We start from the raw sequence: 15,792 nt of genomic DNA on the forward strand, positions 1-15,792 counted from the left end.
CCGCGAGAAGAGAGAAAAGAGCAAAGAGGAGAGATTCCTCCTCCTCACTCCTCCCTTCTCAATCCTCACTTCTCTCTTCTCATGCTCTCTTCTCATGCCGGCCTAGCAATCCAGGGTTGTTTCTCGCTCCCAAGGGGTGATCTGACGGTTGTATTCCTGCCACTGTTGGCGTTTGAGCTTGAGGTAGGCATTCACAAAGGGATCCCCAAGCCTGCTGCGGAACAGGGTGTTTTGGTCTAAATGGTTGAGGGCTTCGACCAAAGAGCCGGGCAACGTTTGGGCATTGGGGAGGGGATCCGTATAGGTGTTGTTGTCGCAGCGGGGGCCAGGATCCCGTTGGTGTTGGATCCCGTCCAGGCCGGCGGCAATGAGACCGGCAGCCAAAAGGTAGGGATTGGCAGCAGCATCGGCCAAACGCAGTTCAAACCGCCCGGCATCCGGGATCCGAATGGCGTGGGTGCGATTATTGCCGCTGTAGCTGATCGTATTGGGAGACCAGGTGGCCCCAGAGAGCGTGACGGGGGCATTGAGGCGGCGATAAGAATTGACCGTCGGGTTGGTGAGGGCACACAAAGCAGGTGCATGGTGTAGCACCCCGCCGATGAAGTGATAGGCCAGTTGAGAAAGCCCCAATTCCCCTTGGGGATCGGCAAACAGGTTTTGTTCGCCTTGCCAAAGAGAAATATGGGTGTGGCAGCCGTTGCCCGTCAGATGAGCAAAGGGTTTGGGCATGAAGGTAGCTCGATAGCCATGCTTTTCGGCAATGCTTTTCACCATGTATTTGAAAAAGGCGTGGCGATCAGCCGTAACTAGGGCATCGTCAAACCGCCAGTTCATTTCAAATTGGCCGTTGGCATCTTCGTGATCGTTTTGATAGGGATCCCAGCCCAGCTTCTGCATGCCATCGCAGATGTCTCGGATCACCGAGAAACGCCGCATCAAACTTTGCTGGTCATAGCAGGGCTTGGCCTGCCGATCCCGCTCATCGGAAATGGCCCACTCTTCTGGCGACAGAAGCATGAACTCGCATTCGATCCCCGTCTTGACTTGAAAGCCCATAGCTTCTGCTTGGGATAATACCTGCTTCAACACCCAGCGGGGGGTTTGTGGCAAGGGATCCCCGTTGACCTGGACTAGATCGGCAGGCATCCAGGCCACTTCCGGCTGCCAGGGCAGTTGAAACAAGCGCTCGCGCTCCGGCTGGGCAAACACATCGGGGTCTGCAGGCGTCAAGTCCAACCAGGCAGCAAACCCGGCAAATCCAGCCTGACCCTCTGCCATGAAGTCGATAGCTGAGGCAGGCACCAGCTTGGCCCGTTGGATCCCAAACAGGTCGGTAAAAGAGAGCAGAAAGTAGCCGATCCCTTGGGCGCGGGCAATTTCAGAAAGCGGCTGTGTCATGCACCCAAGCTAGGTCTTGGCCTCAGGTAGAGATGTGTCTTTCCGCACAAAAATGAATCTTTATCAGAAGAGATGGCTAGGGAGACAAGCACCGCTTTTGAGTACCGAGGAGTGAGAAGGGAGGAGTGAGAAGTGAGGAGGAGGAGTCTCTTCTCTTCGCTCTTTCCTCTCTCCTCTCTTCTCAATAGGCATGAAGGCCGCTCCCTCAGTGAATTAGGATGGGAGAGCGTGGTTTTCCGCTTGTTCTTCTCTTGGGTAGGTCTGGAGCAGCGCAGATGGCAGTTTACGAGGGCAATTTTGTTCAGACGGAAGATCTGCGTCTGGCCATTGTCATCGGTCGGTTTAACGACCTGATCACCGGCAAATTGTTAGAAGGGTGCCAGGACGCGCTGAAGCGGCATGGTGTGGATGTCGGCCCGGAGAGCAAGCAGGTGGACTACTACTGGGTGCCGGGCAGTTTTGAGGTGCCTTTGCTGGCCCACCAACTGGCCCAATCTCGCCGTTATGACGCCATCATCTGCCTGGGGGCAGTGATTCGCGGGCAAACTCCCCACTTCGACTATGTGGCGGCGGAGGTCTCCAAAGGCATTGCGGCGGCAGGATTTCGTACCGGCGTGCCGGTCATTTTCGGGATCATCACCGCCGATACCCTGCAGCAGGCTCTGGAGCGGGCCGGGGTCAAGAGCAACAAAGGTTGGGAATACGCCATGAGTGCCCTGGAGATGGCTACTCTGATGCGCCAAGTTGCCCCCGTGCTCCAAGGCAGCTACGGCCACAGCGGCAACGGGGCCGGATCCCGTCCGTCTCTGCCCGGTGGAGCGGAAGCCCTGCAGTCTACCCTGGACAGCGCTGCCTATTGAGGGCGGGTGAGCCGAGTCAGCACTTCGTTGGAGCGCTGCACAAAGGCCCGCGCGGCTGCTGGATCAAAGCTTTTCTGGGTAATCAAAGCCAAATCGTAGATGTGATTGCAGATGAGGTGAACCAAGTCGGGATCCCGCCCCCGATCGGCAAGAGATTGCAGGTTTTGGATGAGGGGATGGGCCGTGTTCAGAACCAGGGTGTGCTCTTCCAGAAACTCCAGCGGCTTTTGCTGGATGACGGCGTTGAGCTCCTGCAGGCGCCGCAGCGTCTCCGGCAGCAAGATCATGGCCGGAACCGACTCTGATTTAAGAGCTTCTGCTGTGATCTGCAACTTGTCTTTGCCCAGGGCCTGCCGAAAGAGATCGACCAACTTTTGGCTGCGGGTTTTTTGCGTGACCGGGTCAACAATTTCGGCGGCTTTGTCTTTATCCACCAGCGTTTCATCCAGCTCAGAATCTACCCGCTTAAATTGGATCCCTTCTTCTTTGTATTCCCGCTCCAAAAAGCTGCTGAAGTGGCTGTCGATCCAGCTATCCAACATGATCACTTCCAGTCCTTGAGAGCGGTGGAGATCGATGTAGGCGCTCTGGGCAGCCTCATCGGTGGCGTAGTAAACTCGCTTGTTTTGCCTATCGCGGGTGCGCTCTAGGTATGCTTTCAGGGTCACATATTCGGGTTTATCGGCAGGGGATCCGGCCACTCGGAAAATGAGAATATCCTTAATCTGGGCAAAGAACTTGTCGTTGTTCATCGCCCCAAACTTCATAAAGAGGCTGATGTCGGGCCAGACCTTGACGTATTTTTCGTAATCTTCCCTGTACAGTTCATTGAGACGATCCGCCACCTTTTTGGCAACGTGATCCCCAATGCGTCTTACGGTGCGGTCATTTTGCAAGAAGCTGCGAGAGACGTTGAGGGGAATATCCGGACTGTCGATGGCCCCCCGCAGAGGTAGGAGGAACTTGGGGATAACTTCCTCACAGTTATCTTGGACAAAGACTTGATTGCAGAACAGCTTGACTTGACCCTTGGTGGGATCAATATCCGGGCGCAACTTGGGAAAATAGAGGATCCCTTGCACGATGAAGGGATAGTCGGTGTTGATGTGCACCCAGAAATGGGGATCCTCTTGAAAGGGATAGAGGTAGCGATAAAACTCTAGGTAATCCTCATCTTTAAGTTCGGAAGGTGAGGTTCTCCACAGGGGCTTTTGCTTGTTGATCACTTCCCCGTTTAACTTGATGGGAACGGGGATGAAATCGCAGTATTTACGAACCAATTCCCGAATGCGGCTTGGCTCCAGGTATTCTTCGTTTTCGGGGGTGATGTAAAGGGTAACGGTGGTGCCGATGCTGGAGCGCTCAGAATCGGAGAGGGTAAAAGTAGTGGTGCCGTCACAAGCCCACTTCACCGGCGTGCTGCCGGGCCGATAGGAGAGGGTGTCGATCTCCACCCGCTGCGACACCATAAAAGAGGAGTAGAATCCTAGACCAAAGTGGCCAATGATTGCTTGCTCTGCGTCTTTGCCCTTGTACTTTTGAATGAACTCTTCAGCGCTGGAAAAAGCCACCTGGTTGATGTATTTTTTCACTTCCTCGGCAGTCATGCCAATGCCGTTATCGGCCACCGCTAAGGTCTTGGCCTCCTTGTTGAGGGCAATCGTAATCTCCGGCTCTGGGAGATCTGCCACTTCGCCGGCAAGGCTGGCCATCTTCAGCTTGGTGATGGCATCAGCAGCATTGGAGATCAGCTCCCGCAAGAAGATCTCTCGATCCGAGTAGAGAGACTGCTTGATGATGGGAAAGATGTTCTCGGTGTGGATGGTGATGGATCCCTGTTCCAGCACGGTCATAGGTGGCTCAGCACTCAAACAAGCTCAGTGCTAATCTACAGAGACCGAAAAGTCCCCGACAAGCAGGCTCTTTTTCGGAAATCCGCACTCGCAACCGAACCGGCTCTCTAGAGCTGAGCTGCTCCGGGCGGAGCTTGGGTTTGGCCGTTGGCGTCAGCGGCGCGGAGTGCTTCATCCAAAGCCAACTGTTGAGCCCAATCCTGGCCGATCCGAATGGTGACATCGGAGTTGAGAACGCCAGTAGATTCTACCCGCACTTCTCCCAGGCCAATGGCGGCGCGGATCTGTTTAGCCCCCTCCCGATCCCCGCTCTGGGCGAGGATCTCCGTTTGCTGCAGCACCTGAGTGCTGTCTTCCACGGCAAAAGCATGGGCGTATCCTTGTCTCACCAATTCTTGCACCATACGGCGGGCCATCCCCGGCTCTCCGGTCGCGTTTTGCACGGCTATGCGCAGGCGGTGTGGAGGAATGCGGGCTACCTCTGCCTCCAGGCCAAAGTGGGAGACGGCCACCCGTCGGATCCCGGCTGGATCCGGCAGCCAGTAGCTGGTGGAGAATTCTCCCGGCTGACTGAAGCGGCCCGGCAGCAGCACCAGGTCGATGCGATCGCCCCCAGAGGTGAGGACAAACTTGGCCAAGCTCAGAACCTCTTCCCAGGTGAGGTTGGTATCGAGGTTGGTGCGGATAACCTGCAAAATCTTTGGGATCCGCGGCCAGACAGCAGGGGAGAGCAGTTCCCGGCTCAGGGCCCGCAGCAATTCCTGTTGCCGTTGCACCCGACCGATATCCCCCAATCCCAGGTGATCGCGGCGAAAGCGGGCAAAGTGGTGGGCTTGTTTTCCATTGAGGCGTTGCCAGCCGGGCTCCAGGTGGATGAACAACTGCTGGGTGTGATCTGCGTATTGCATCGGTTCCGGCACGTAGATTTCCACGCCGCCCACCGCGTCGATCAGCTCTTCCAGAGCATCGGTATTGAGGCGAATGTAGCGGTCAATCGGGATCCCACCCATCAAGTGGCTGACCACCTGAGCCGTCAGCGCCGGGCCCCCTGCCAAGTTGGCAGCATTGATCTTGGCCACACCAAAGCCAGGCAAGCGCACACGAGTGTCGCGGGGGATGGACAAAACGGTAATCCGCCGCGCCTGGGGATCAAAGCGGGCCAAGAGAATGGTGTCGCTGCGGGTGTGGAAGCGATCTCGCTCTGTGGGCAAGGGCAGGGTGGGATCCGGGTTGTCCGTGCCGAGAAGGAGGATATGCAACGAGCGATCCAGAGCCGCAGCCCGTAAGGCATCGGGACGGAAGGCTTCTTGTTCTGCAGGAGTGAGGGAAGTTGGGATCACCTGACGGGGCAACATCACGGCCAGGAGGGCACCGGCAGAACCCGCCAACACAGCCGTGAACCCCAACAACAGCCAGAGGATCCCCTGACGAATAGCCTGCTGACGAGCTGCGCGGACACGGTCAGGACGGGGGGGATAGTGGAAGGAGGGCATCAGGTCAGACCAGGTCTCGCGAGCGCGTACAGGAAAGGGTGTACTGTCTGGGTGGTGTTGCCAACCCCACCAATTCAAGGCCATGTTATCCCATCCTTATTCCTTAGAGTTGTCTAGACCCAACTTCACAGTGGGATCCCTGCAGCCGTTGTTGGGGAAGTCGGAGGCGCACCTTTGGCTGCAGACAGTCCCCCCGTTGGAGAAGTTGCTCCCCCAGCTCGACTTTCTTTCTCCTGAGGAACGTCGGCGGGCAGAGCGTTTACAACTGCCGGCGGATCGGTGCCGCTTTCTGGCCGGTCGTCTTGGGTTGCGGAGCTTGCTCAGCCGCTACAGCGGCATTCCACCCCAGGGGATCCCCCTCGACCACAGTTCTACCGGCAAACCCTACTGGCGGGATCCACCCCTACCGCTGCAGTTCAACCTCAGCCACTCCCACGAGCGCGTCCTGATCGGCCTGAGGTTGCAATACCGCATTGGAGTGGATCTGGAATGGGTTCGACCTGTGCCCCGCTGGCAGCGCATCGCCCAGCGCTACTTTTCGGCTGCCGAGCAAGTCCGTTTGGCCAACTGTCCAGCTCCAGAGCGAGATGCCCTCTTCTTCCAAATGTGGACACAAAAAGAGGCACTCCTGAAGGGAACGGGCAGAGGTCTGGCCGGCTCTGCAGCTTTGGGCGAGGACTCCCGCTGGGTGACCCTACCCCTTCGGGTTGCCGGTGGCTACGCCGCTGCGGTAGCCCTTGAAATGAGGGGCGAAATACCCGAAGACGGAGGGGAAGCCCTAACTGTGCGGCTCTACACGGATGTAGAGGGCTAGACAGCCGCAGCGGCAAAATCTCTCCACCCACCGCTCGAGCTGCTATCTTGAGTTTCCAAGCTACTCCCCTCAGCGGGAGAGAGTTTTTGATTCCATGGTGTTGCCATGTTAAGCAGGTTCTGTCGTTTCCTGGTGTTGGGAATTTGGCTATCGGTTCTCATGATTGGGATCCCTGGCCTGGCGCAGGCGCGGGATCTCTCCAGACAAACGCCGCAGGAGAAGGTGGTTGAGTTGGGCACTGCCGACAATCAGTTGGTGTTTGCGCCCAAGGAACTGTCTTTTCACAACGGCAGCCTCTACCGTCTTCGCCTGAGCAACCCCAGCCAATTGAAACATTATTTCAGCGCCAAAGATTTTGCCGATGCCGTTTGGACCCGTAAGTTGGAAGTGGCCGGTGTGGAAATCAAGGGCCAGATCCGAGAATTGGAACTGAAGCCAGGCGCTTCGGTGGAGTGGCAATTTATTCCCCTGAAATCTGGAGTCTACGCTTTGGTTTGCACCATTCCCGGCCATGCAGAAGCAGGTATGGTGGGGCAGATTACCATCGGCGATTGAGATCCTCTTCCTGGGCTACCCGGCCAAAAGGGGATAGAAAAGAGAAAGACGCTGCCAGGCCAATCCATGAAAAACCCGCTCACGCCCAAAGCCCTTCGCGCCACCGACGCGAACGCGGAACACTGGACTCGGCGACGCCAGGCAGCTTCCCCTCGAAAGAGCAGGCCCCCCCTTTCGGAGCGGATTGCCGGCTATGCCCTCGCGCTTCTCTCCCTCACTGCCGTCCACGGGATCCGCTACTACAACGAACCACAACTGACCGTCGGCAGCCGTTCTCCGCAGACGTTTCTTGCCCCTGCTGCGGCGGAGATTGAAGATGTGGAGGCTACCCAGGCCCGACAAGCTGAGGCGCGACGGCGGGTGGTTCAGGCCCTCAAAATCAACAGCACCGCCAACGACAGCATGCGGCAAAACCTGGAGGGTCTCCTGGCTGAGGTGGAAGCCATCCGACAAGAGGCAGGGCCTCTGCCCTATGTTTCTGTCCAGTTGCTGTCTCTGCCAACGCAGATCTACCTGCGCCAGCTTTCCCCGGAGGAGTGGGAACCCTTCCAGGCTCGCGTCCGACAAGAGGCCATCCGCGGAGCCACCCCATCTCCTTCAGAAGAGCCCTCTTCTGGGCGACCGGAGCAGCTGGAGCAGCGGGCCAAGCAGGAGCTTGTTGAGGTTTGGCAGCGGGCTTGGTTGGATGGATCGGCCACCCAGATGGCGGGGACGGATCCCTATACCCAGTTGATTGCCCAGGTGGAAGCGGCGCAACGGCGCTATCAAGCGGCTTTGCCGGCCCTGGAGCAGCTCACCCCCCCTGTTCCGGCCACCGTTCTCAATTTGGCAGATGCGGATTGGCAGCATTTGCAAACCTTGAGTCGGCAGGTCTTGGAGCGTCTGCAGAAGATAGGGATCGTGGATGGCCTGCCCCGCGAAGTTCGCGCCGAAGGGATCCAAGCCCAACTGGACGATTTGATTTTTCCGGGCAGCGCCGCCCAACGACAGGAGTTGCAAGGGCTAGTCTATCAGTGGCTGCAGCAGGTGCTCATTCCCAATGTGGAGGTGGATCCCCAGCGCACCGAGCAGCGCATCCGCGCCGAGCTGGAAAAAGTCGAGCCGGTTCTGATCTCGGTTGCCGAGAACCAGGTGATCGTGCGAGCAGATCAGGTCATCACTCCCGAAATTTTTCTCATCTTGGATCACTTTGGGCTTACCCAGCGCGGGATCAACATCTGGGGCTTGGTGGGAGTGGCCGGAGTGATGGGCCTGGGCCTGGCTGTCTTTGTGCCTCTGCAACAACGCTTGAGGCCGGGATTGCGCCGCCGGGATCGAGTGTTGATCCTCATGGTTTCCCTGACCGCTCCCCTGTTGGCGGCCTTGTTCAAGCTGGAGTTCAGCTCCTTGCCGGCGGTGGGGCTGTTGCTGGGCAGTTTTTACGGGGCAGGGCTGGGCCTGGTGGTGGTGGTGGGCCAGGCGTTGTTTTTGCCCTTGGTCTCCTCTGCCAACCTGCTCACCGTCGTGCCCTTGTTGTCCGGCAGCGTGGTGGCCTCTGCCCTGGCCGGGCGTTCCCGTTCCCGCGAAGAGCTGGCCTTGTTGGGAGGAGGAGCGGCAGCGGTGCAGATGCTGGCCTACGGGGCGGTTAGCTTGGCCACCACCGGTGGCATCGACCTGTTGGCCATGGCTTTGGCAGGGGGAACCAGCTTGGGATGGAGCATTGTTGCCCTGGGAGCCAGCCCCTACCTGGAGCGCCTATTTGACTTAGCCACCCCCATTCGTCTGATCGAGTTGAGCAATCCCAATCGCACGCTGCTGCGGCGGCTGGCTGCAGAGGCCCCCGGCACCTTCCAGCACACTCTGCTTGTGGCCACTTTGGCAGAACGGGCTGCCCAGAAGCTGAACCTCAACGTGGAGCTGGTGCGCACCGGCACTCTTTACCACGACATCGGCAAGATGCTGCAGGCCCGCTACTTCATCGAGAACCAGATGGGCAGCCTCAACCCCCACACCCAACTGGACGATCCCTATCGCAGTGCTCAGATTATCAAGGCCCACGTCAGCGATGGCTTGCGCCTGGCCAAGCAATATAATCTGCCTACCGCCGTCCAGGCGTTTATCCCTGAGCACCAGGGGACGATCCTGATTGCCTATTTCTACCATCAAGCCCAGATGAAAGCCGGGGGTCAGCCCGTACCCGAAGAGCCGTTCCGCTACGATGGCCCGATCCCCCAGAGCAAGGAGACGGGGGTGGTGATGATGGCCGATGCCTGTGAAGCCGCCCTGCGCAGCATGACTCTGAGCGATGGCTTCGGCCCCGATGTGGTCGAGCGGGCAAAAGCTGTTGTCCGCAAAATTGCCCAGGCCCGTTGGCAAGATGGCCAGTTGGTTGATAGTGGGCTGACGCTGGAGGATTTGGAGGTGGTGGCAGACGCTTTCGTGGAGGTCTGGCGGGAATCCAACCACGAGCGCATCCCCTACCCCAGTTTCACCCCTGCCCCCTCGCTGCCTGAGACTCCTTCTGCTCAGGCCCAGATCCCGGTGTTGATGAGCCCCTCTACGGGATCCCCTTAGCCAGGTGACCTCTCCCGTTCGCGTCAGTGAGACGGAGTCCTCAGAAGCTAAGTAGGTGGAGAAAGGTCTAGCCCTGCGGCTCATCGATCAGTACGATAGGGGATCGTTCTGTGGACCCAGTATGAACCAAGGCAGTCCTAGGATTTGCAGCCCTAGGCGGAGGATTTTTGTTTTATTGTTTTTGGATGGCCTGCTGAATGCTTCATGGAGCTCCTACTTCCTCTGCCGATCCCAAAGCTTCTGCAGCTCCTTTTCAGATTCCACCTCTGTCTCAGTCCAGCCCTGTCCAACTGTCGCTGGTCATTCCCACCTACAACGAAGCCTCCAGTATCTGCAGCCTGATCCGGCAGTTGTGTGCCCACCTAGACACGATTCTGCCTGGAAGCTATGAGTTGATTGTGGTGGATGACAATAGCCCCGATTACACTGCCAAAGTGGCCCAAGGATTGCAAAAAGAATTCCCTCAACTGCAAGTCATTTGTCGCCACCACGAACGAGGCCTGGCCACTGCCGTGCTGCGGGGATGGCAAGCTGCCCGCGGCGAGGTGTTGGGGGTTATGGATGGGGATTTGCAGCATCCGCCGGAGATTGTCCTCAAATTGTGGCCGCTCATCCAGAAAGGGGCAAATTTGGTGGTGGGCAGCCGCTATGCACCATCGGGAGGGGTGAGCCACTGGAGCCTGGGCCGGCGCATTGTCTCCCGCGGGGCCCAATGGATTGGGCTGGTTCTGCTGCCGGGAGTTTTCAGCCGTGTTTCCGATCCGTTGAGCGGACTGTTTCTGGTCAGACGCCAAGCCATTGCCGGGATCCCGCTCAACCCCAAGGGTTACAAGCTGCTGATCGAGGTGCTGGCTCGGGGCCGGGTGAGAACCATTGCTGAAGTCGGCTACATCTTTCAGGAGCGCCAGAACGGCGAGAGCAAAATCCAACTGCAAACTTGTCTCCAATATCTCCACCACCTGATGGTGCTGCGCTTTTCGCTAGGGCAGGTGGGATCCTTTTTGCGCTTCAGCACGGTTGGCCTATCCGGCACCTTGGTGGACATGGCTTTGCTCTATGTTTTGCACGATCCCACCAACTTAGGATGGGATCTCATAACCAGTAAGCTGGTTGCTTCGGAGGTGGCCATTCTCAATAACTTCCTCTGGAACGACCTGTGGACTTTTCGCCATGTGACCCGCTTGCAGCCGGGGCCCTGGAATCGCCTGAAGCGGTTGGCGAAGTTTAACGTTATCTGCTTAATTGGCTTGGTTCTCAACACTTCACTGGTGACCTTGCTGAGCGAGCGCTTGGGCATTCATTATCTATTGGCCAACTTAATTGCCATCGGTATTGTTGTATTCTGGAACTTCTACCTCAACTCCAAGCTGAGCTGGAGGAGTGCAGAGGTTAAGTCGGACTCTGTGGGTGGCCAGTCTTGAGTATGGCTTTTTCCAGGAAGAGCCAATAGGAAAGTACGGGCATTTCGCTCATTTCCTCACTGTCTGGGCCCCCTTTGGCATCCACCTTCGCCCCTTGTTCCTGTAGCTGCGCTAAGTAGAGTTAGGGCGGATCCCCTCTAGGACGATGATCTCCTGGATCACCGAGCGAACAACGGGAGCAGCCGTCGTCGAGCCGAAAGCATCTTCCCCCTGGGGCTCGTCGATCACCGCCAAGATCACGTAATTGGGGCGAATGGCCGGGAAATAGCCCACAAAACTGGTGATGCGCTTGCCGGGCAAATAGCCCCCCCGTGGCCCGGCTTTCTGGGCAGTGCCGGTTTTGCCGCCGATCTCATACCCCTCGATCTTGGCCGATTGCCCCGTGCCAAAGTCCACCACATCCCGCATTTGGATACGCACCGCCAGCGTGGCTTGCTCGGACAACACCCGCACCGGCTGGGGCTGCGGGGATCCCCAAACCAAAGTATCCGTATCCTTTTCCACCAAGCCTCGCACCACATGGGGCTGCACTTTCAGTCCGCCGTTGGCAATGATGCAATGCATGGCAGCCAACTGTAGAGGAGTGAGGGCCAGCCCCTGGCCGAAAGCGACAGTGGCCCGCTCCACCGGCACCGTAACAAACTGTCGCAGCGGTTTCAAACGGCTGGCCGGCTCAAAGGGCAAATCCACGCCACTGCGCTCGTTGAACCCCAGCCGCACCAAGGCATTGTAGTACTGGCGGGGATCCAGCTTGCGCATTAGATGTACCATGCCCACATTGCTGGATTGCCGCAGGATATCCGTGACGCTCATCCAGCCATGGGCCCCTCGCTGGTGGTAGTCGTAATTTTGAATGGGCCACTGACCGATGAGAATCCGACCCTCGTCATAGACCCGCTCATCTGCCCTGAAGGCTCCAGCATCCAACCCAATGGCAATGTTGATGGGCTTGAAGGTGGATCCCGGCTCATACAAATCCGTTACGGCCCAGTTGCGAAAAAGACCGGGGTCATACTCAAAGTAGCGGTTGGGGTCATAGGTGGGCTCGCTCACCAGAGCCAAAATCTCCCCCGTGTGGGGCTGCAAGATGATCACCGTACCCCGCAGCGCTCGAAACCGTTGCAGTTGGGCTTTCAGGGCAGCGCGGGCAGCTCTTTGCAGACGCATGTCTAGGGTAAGTTGCAGCACCGTCTCGCCAGATTGCAGCAGCCCTTCCGGCACCTCGGCAGCCAACAGTCGTCCGTAGCCATCACGAGGAATAGTAACAGGTTGAACGGTACGCTCCAGCAGCTCTTGTCGGGAATATTCGACTCCTGCTTGGCCCTGATGATCCAGATCCACATAGCCTACCACCTCAGCGGCCATCTCTTTTTGGGGGTAAACGCGTTGCCGCTCGCTCACCAGCTCCAGGCCATCCAGATGCAGAGCCTGAATTTGATCTGCCACCTCCTGGGATACCCAGCGCTCCACCCGCACTGCCTGATTGGCCGATAGCCGCTGCGCCAGTTGCTCTACTGGACGCCGCAACAGGGGAGCAAGAGCGGTGGCAATTTCCTCCGGGGTGCGTTTGCCAAAGAGGCGGGGATGGGCCCAGAGAGTATAGACGGGGAGATCTACGGCCAGCAATTCTGCCTGCTGCTTGGCAATAGAATGACGATCCACAATTGAGCGACGAGGAATGAAAGGTCTTAGCTGGGCTCGCTGCTGGGCTTCGGCTCGCTGCTGCAATAGGGGTGCCTGTTGATGTTGCAAATAAACCAGACGTGCTCCTGTCAGAAACAGGGCAATGGTCAGAGCCAGTCCGGTCATGCCGGCGCGAAAGTCAAGCTGGCGGGCCGTCGGGATCCGCTCCCCCAAGAGCCATCCCAGTGTTGTTCTCCACCGCCTGGGGCTTCGCAGTGAAGGGATCCAAGAACCTCTGTGTCGGCGCCGTTGAGCAAGTTGCCGGCCATTTTGCCTTGTCTCCAGAGATTTCGGCACAGGCCGCCCTACCCTAGCCCTAGGTCTGCCTTCCATTGCAATCCTCACATGAGCACCACCGCTAGTTTGGCGCTCATCCCACTGTTATGCCACCGCACAGCTTCTTCCCGGCGCCTCGTGCAGTCAGCCACTCAATTTCCGCTCCTGGTTGGAGAGAGGGGAAGTTGAATACAGCACAGCGAAAACCGGAGGACTTACTGCTTTTCATAATTTTTTAAACGCTTCGTATTCTCGGAAACAGACGACCGGCAGACTAGCAAGCCATAATCTAAACAAATCCAGCTTTCTCAGAGTTAAGTCTATGAAATGCGTGGAGGAGAGCCACAACAAGCGCGTGTACCAAGAGCCTCCCAAGGATTTAAAGGATTTATCTTCTGGGCTACTTCTTGCCTTCATTCCTCTATCTTTCTTGACTGTACTTTGGTTGCACCAAGGCGATCGCCGCTTCACCTGCTTTCGAGTTGACCAGTCTGCGGTTAACTGCGAAGTGTTTTTCCAGCCGCTTCTGCCTTTGCCAAGTACGACTGAACTCTACAAGGACGTGAGAGGGGCTGGAACCAAAACCGAAATCAAAACAGAAAGAGACCAAACTAAACGAACAACCCACTACAAAAAAAAAATACTACTATTATGTCACGCTGAAAACTCCTGCAGGAGAAAGGAAAGCCTGGTCAGCTTCCAGTGAGAGGGAGGCTCAGGAACTGGCAAGGCGCGTTCAGTCTTTTGTGAACGGCACAGAGAGTCAGCTCTTAGTAGATAGCGATAAGTTCGACTTAGGAGATTTAGTGATTGCGATCTTGTTTTCCCTCATCTCATTGCTATTTCTTTTGATAGGGGTTTCTGTGCTGATATCGGCTTTGTGGCGCCGCCGCGTGACTTTGGACAGCTCCCTGTACCAAATCCAGGAGGAGTACCTCACTCCTTTTGGATCGCGAGGGCAGAAAACTTATTCCTTCCGAGATGTGCAGCAGGTCACGGTTCGGGCCAGGACAGATTCTGATGGCGATACTAGCTTTTCGGTAGAGGTGACATTGCAATCCCAGAAGCCTTTGCTATCCATCTCCAGTGGCGGTGAATCAGAGGCGCGGGCAGAGGCCAAGAAGCTAGGTCAACTTTTGGGGCGTCCGGTCATTTTTTTGCGGGAAACAAAGTCATCGGGAAAGTCATCGGGCATTTTTTTTCGGAAAACAAAGTCATAGTGCTAGAGGGACGTAGCCCCGAGAGGTATTCAAGGTAAGTTAGATCTGTCCATCTGCCCATAGGGATCCCCTCCATTGCCTAGAGCGGTTTGGCTAATCCTGGGGTTGGGCTTGTTCATGCGGGGACTGGTGGCTGCCCTTTTGCCGCCGGGCTTTGACGAAGCCTACTACTACCTCTACACCCGCCATCTGGATTGGAGCTATTTTGACCATCCGCCGCTGGTGGCCTGGACAACGGGCTTGGGGCCTGCCTTGACCGGCCAGGTGTCGGCTTTTTCTATTCGACTGGGATCCCTGCTGCTCTATTCTGGCTCTTCCCTATTCCTCTACTACACCGGAGCGCGCCTTTTCTCTGTTCGGGCGGGACTGATCAGCTTGGCGGCCATCAGCATCGCACCCATCCTTTGGATTGGGTTTGGGGTGCTGACCCTGCCGGATAGTCCGCTGGTCTTTTTTACGGCAGCAACCCTATGGGTGGCCAGCCAGGAGTTTTTCCCGGCTCCTTTGGGGCAGGGGAAATTGGGAGTCTATGGGGCGGCTCGCTATCGGCCAGGGCCTAGGCTAGCGCTCATAGGTCTCTTGGTGGGGCTGGCCTGCTTGGGGAAGTACCACGGCTTGGCTTTGGGGTTCGGCCTGGTACTCTTTTGTCTGCTCAGCCCAGTTCATCGCTGTGCCTTGAGGTCGGGCTGGACGGTGCTGGCGGTGCTGGGTTTTGTGCTGGCCTTCAGCCCGGTGCTGATCTGGAACGCCCAGCAGGATTGGGTCTCCTTTCGCTTCCAGGGGGGGCGGGCGGTGCCGGAGGCAGGGTATCAACTGCAAGCGCTGGGGCTGACGATCCTTTCTGAAATCTTTTACCTGTTCCCCAGCTTGGGGATCCCTTTGTGGTGGGCGAGTTTGGCAGGGACGGGTCGGGTGGCCCTGCAGATTCTCCGCGGGATGCGGCTGACGGATGAAGAGCTCAAGCACCTTTTGATCCTGGCCTGTGGATTACCGCTGGTGTTGGCCTTTACCTTGATGGGAGGCTACCGGCCCATCTTGCCCACCTGGCCCATGCCGGGGTTTTGGGTGCTGACGCTGCTGCTGGGATCCTTCTGGGAACGGTGGCCGGGAGCGAAGCGAACCTTAGTGGGGACGGCGGTGATGGTCAGCTTGGTGGTGGGGGTAGGGCTGGCCCATGTGCGCTATGGCCTGCTGCAGGCTCCTGGCGGGCTGGGCCTGTGGCCCGTGGAGCAGGATCCCTCTACTCAGCTCATTGAAATTGAGCAGTTGCGGCAGCGGTTTCGGACAGATCCCCACCTGGCTCAAGCCCTTGAGGAGGCAGAGTTCGTTTTTACCAATGTCTATTTTTTGGGCGGTCAGATCGCCATGGCCCTGGCTCCGCTGACGGACAAGCCTCTGACCTGCCTGGATGCAGATTTGCGGGGCTTTGCCTTTTGGTCGCAGCCGCAGGACTGGCTGGGGCAGGATGGGCTGCTCATCACTTCCAAGTTGTTCCAGCCGAGGGCAGGGATCCCAGCCACCTATGGCGACTACTTTGCCCAAATCGAGCCTGTGGCCGAGGTTCCCCTGGTGCGGGCAGGGGCGGTGGCGCAAACCTTTCAGGTGTACCTGGCTCGACAGATGCGCAAGCCCTATCCCCGCCCTTATTCCCGCCTGCAATAAC

At 57.6% G+C, this 15,792-nt stretch carries 11 protein-coding genes; 7 read left to right on the forward strand and 4 right to left on the reverse strand.

Annotation, left to right across the window (positions count from 1 at the left end; translation table 11 throughout):
- Positions 1 to 102: 102 nt before the first annotated feature.
- Positions 103 to 1,401: a type III glutamate--ammonia ligase gene (glnT, locus tag ACVWZ1_RS02230; protein ID WP_457466245.1), complete on the reverse strand. Its 1,299-nt coding sequence runs from the start codon at positions 1,399 to 1,401 to the stop codon at positions 103 to 105.
- A gap of 275 nt (positions 1,402 to 1,676) precedes the next feature.
- Between glnT and ribH the strand changes: the two genes are divergently transcribed.
- Positions 1,677 to 2,261 carry a 6,7-dimethyl-8-ribityllumazine synthase gene (gene ribH, locus ACVWZ1_RS02235; protein WP_414330323.1) on the forward strand — a complete coding sequence of 195 codons (585 nt, stop codon included), beginning with the start codon at positions 1,677 to 1,679 and terminating at the stop codon, positions 2,259 to 2,261.
- Here the strand turns inward: ribH and htpG are convergent.
- Together htpG and ACVWZ1_RS02245 are read right to left on the reverse strand one after the other, a co-directional pair.
- Complete coding sequence (gene htpG / locus ACVWZ1_RS02240) at positions 2,255 to 4,114, reverse strand: molecular chaperone HtpG (protein WP_457466243.1); 1,860 nt, start codon at positions 4,112 to 4,114, stop codon at positions 2,255 to 2,257. The two genes, ribH and htpG, sit on opposite strands and share 7 nt — an antisense overlap.
- 107 nt (positions 4,115 to 4,221) lie before the next feature.
- The gene (locus ACVWZ1_RS02245) at positions 4,222 to 5,691 is read right to left on the reverse strand and encodes an LCP family protein (RefSeq protein ID WP_457502413.1); all 1,470 of its coding nucleotides are present in this window, start codon (positions 5,689 to 5,691) and stop codon (positions 4,222 to 4,224) included.
- Positions 5,692 to 5,716: 25 nt separating this feature from the next.
- On the opposite strand from ACVWZ1_RS02245, the gene ACVWZ1_RS02250 reads away from it, so the two are divergent.
- The 4 genes from ACVWZ1_RS02250 to ACVWZ1_RS02265 all read left to right on the forward strand — a co-directional run bounded on the left by ACVWZ1_RS02250 (position 5,717) and on the right by ACVWZ1_RS02265 (position 10,950).
- Positions 5,717 to 6,421, forward strand: a complete 705-nt coding sequence (locus ACVWZ1_RS02250) for a 4'-phosphopantetheinyl transferase family protein (protein WP_457502414.1) — start codon at positions 5,717 to 5,719, stop codon at positions 6,419 to 6,421.
- A gap of 105 nt (positions 6,422 to 6,526) precedes the next feature.
- Complete coding sequence (locus tag ACVWZ1_RS02255; RefSeq protein WP_457466237.1) at positions 6,527 to 6,976, forward strand: plastocyanin/azurin family copper-binding protein; 450 nt, start codon at positions 6,527 to 6,529, stop codon at positions 6,974 to 6,976.
- Between the two features lie 66 nt (positions 6,977 to 7,042).
- Complete coding sequence (locus ACVWZ1_RS02260; protein WP_457502415.1) at positions 7,043 to 9,529, forward strand: HD family phosphohydrolase; 2,487 nt, start codon at positions 7,043 to 7,045, stop codon at positions 9,527 to 9,529.
- A gap of 197 nt (positions 9,530 to 9,726) precedes the next feature.
- Positions 9,727 to 10,950 (forward strand): glycosyltransferase, encoded by a 1,224-nt coding sequence (locus tag ACVWZ1_RS02265; RefSeq protein ID WP_457502416.1) that lies wholly within the window; start codon positions 9,727 to 9,729, stop codon positions 10,948 to 10,950.
- A gap of 111 nt (positions 10,951 to 11,061) precedes the next feature.
- Here the strand turns inward: ACVWZ1_RS02265 and ACVWZ1_RS02270 are convergent, their stop codons facing one another.
- Positions 11,062 to 12,807: a peptidoglycan D,D-transpeptidase FtsI family protein gene (locus tag ACVWZ1_RS02270; protein ID WP_457502417.1), complete on the reverse strand. Its 1,746-nt coding sequence runs from the start codon at positions 12,805 to 12,807 to the stop codon at positions 11,062 to 11,064.
- An 848-nt stretch (positions 12,808 to 13,655) separates the two neighbouring features.
- Here ACVWZ1_RS02270 and ACVWZ1_RS02275 point away from each other — a divergent pair.
- Both ACVWZ1_RS02275 and ACVWZ1_RS02280 read left to right on the forward strand, forming a co-directional pair.
- Positions 13,656 to 14,129 carry a hypothetical protein gene (locus ACVWZ1_RS02275; RefSeq protein ID WP_457502418.1) on the forward strand — a complete coding sequence of 158 codons (474 nt, stop codon included), beginning with the start codon at positions 13,656 to 13,658 and terminating at the stop codon, positions 14,127 to 14,129.
- 75 nt (positions 14,130 to 14,204) lie between these two features.
- The gene (locus ACVWZ1_RS02280) at positions 14,205 to 15,791 is read left to right on the forward strand and encodes an ArnT family glycosyltransferase (RefSeq protein WP_457502419.1); all 1,587 of its coding nucleotides are present in this window, start codon (positions 14,205 to 14,207) and stop codon (positions 15,789 to 15,791) included.
- Position 15,792: the final 1 nt, after the last annotated feature.

This window comes from Thermostichus sp. MS-CIW-25, from assembly GCF_054060015.1.

What these genes read in the sequence shown, in the direction of transcription:
- ACVWZ1_RS02265 (WP_457502416.1), top strand. Translation starts at nt 9,727, where the DNA reads ATGCTTCATGGAGCTCCTACTTCCTCTGCCGATCCCAAAGCTTCTGCA.
- ACVWZ1_RS02260 (WP_457502415.1), top strand. Translation starts at nt 7,043, where the DNA reads ATGAAAAACCCGCTCACGCCCAAAGCCCTTCGCGCCACCGACGCGAAC.
- ribH (WP_414330323.1), top strand. Translation starts at nt 1,677, where the DNA reads ATGGCAGTTTACGAGGGCAATTTTGTTCAGACGGAAGATCTGCGTCTG.
- ACVWZ1_RS02245 (WP_457502413.1), bottom strand. Translation starts at nt 5,691, where the DNA reads ATGGCCTTGAATTGGTGGGGTTGGCAACACCACCCAGACAGTACACCC.
- htpG (WP_457466243.1), bottom strand. Translation starts at nt 4,114, where the DNA reads ATGACCGTGCTGGAACAGGGATCCATCACCATCCACACCGAGAACATC.
- ACVWZ1_RS02255 (WP_457466237.1), top strand. Translation starts at nt 6,527, where the DNA reads ATGTTAAGCAGGTTCTGTCGTTTCCTGGTGTTGGGAATTTGGCTATCG.
- glnT (WP_457466245.1), bottom strand. Translation starts at nt 1,401, where the DNA reads ATGACACAGCCGCTTTCTGAAATTGCCCGCGCCCAAGGGATCGGCTAC.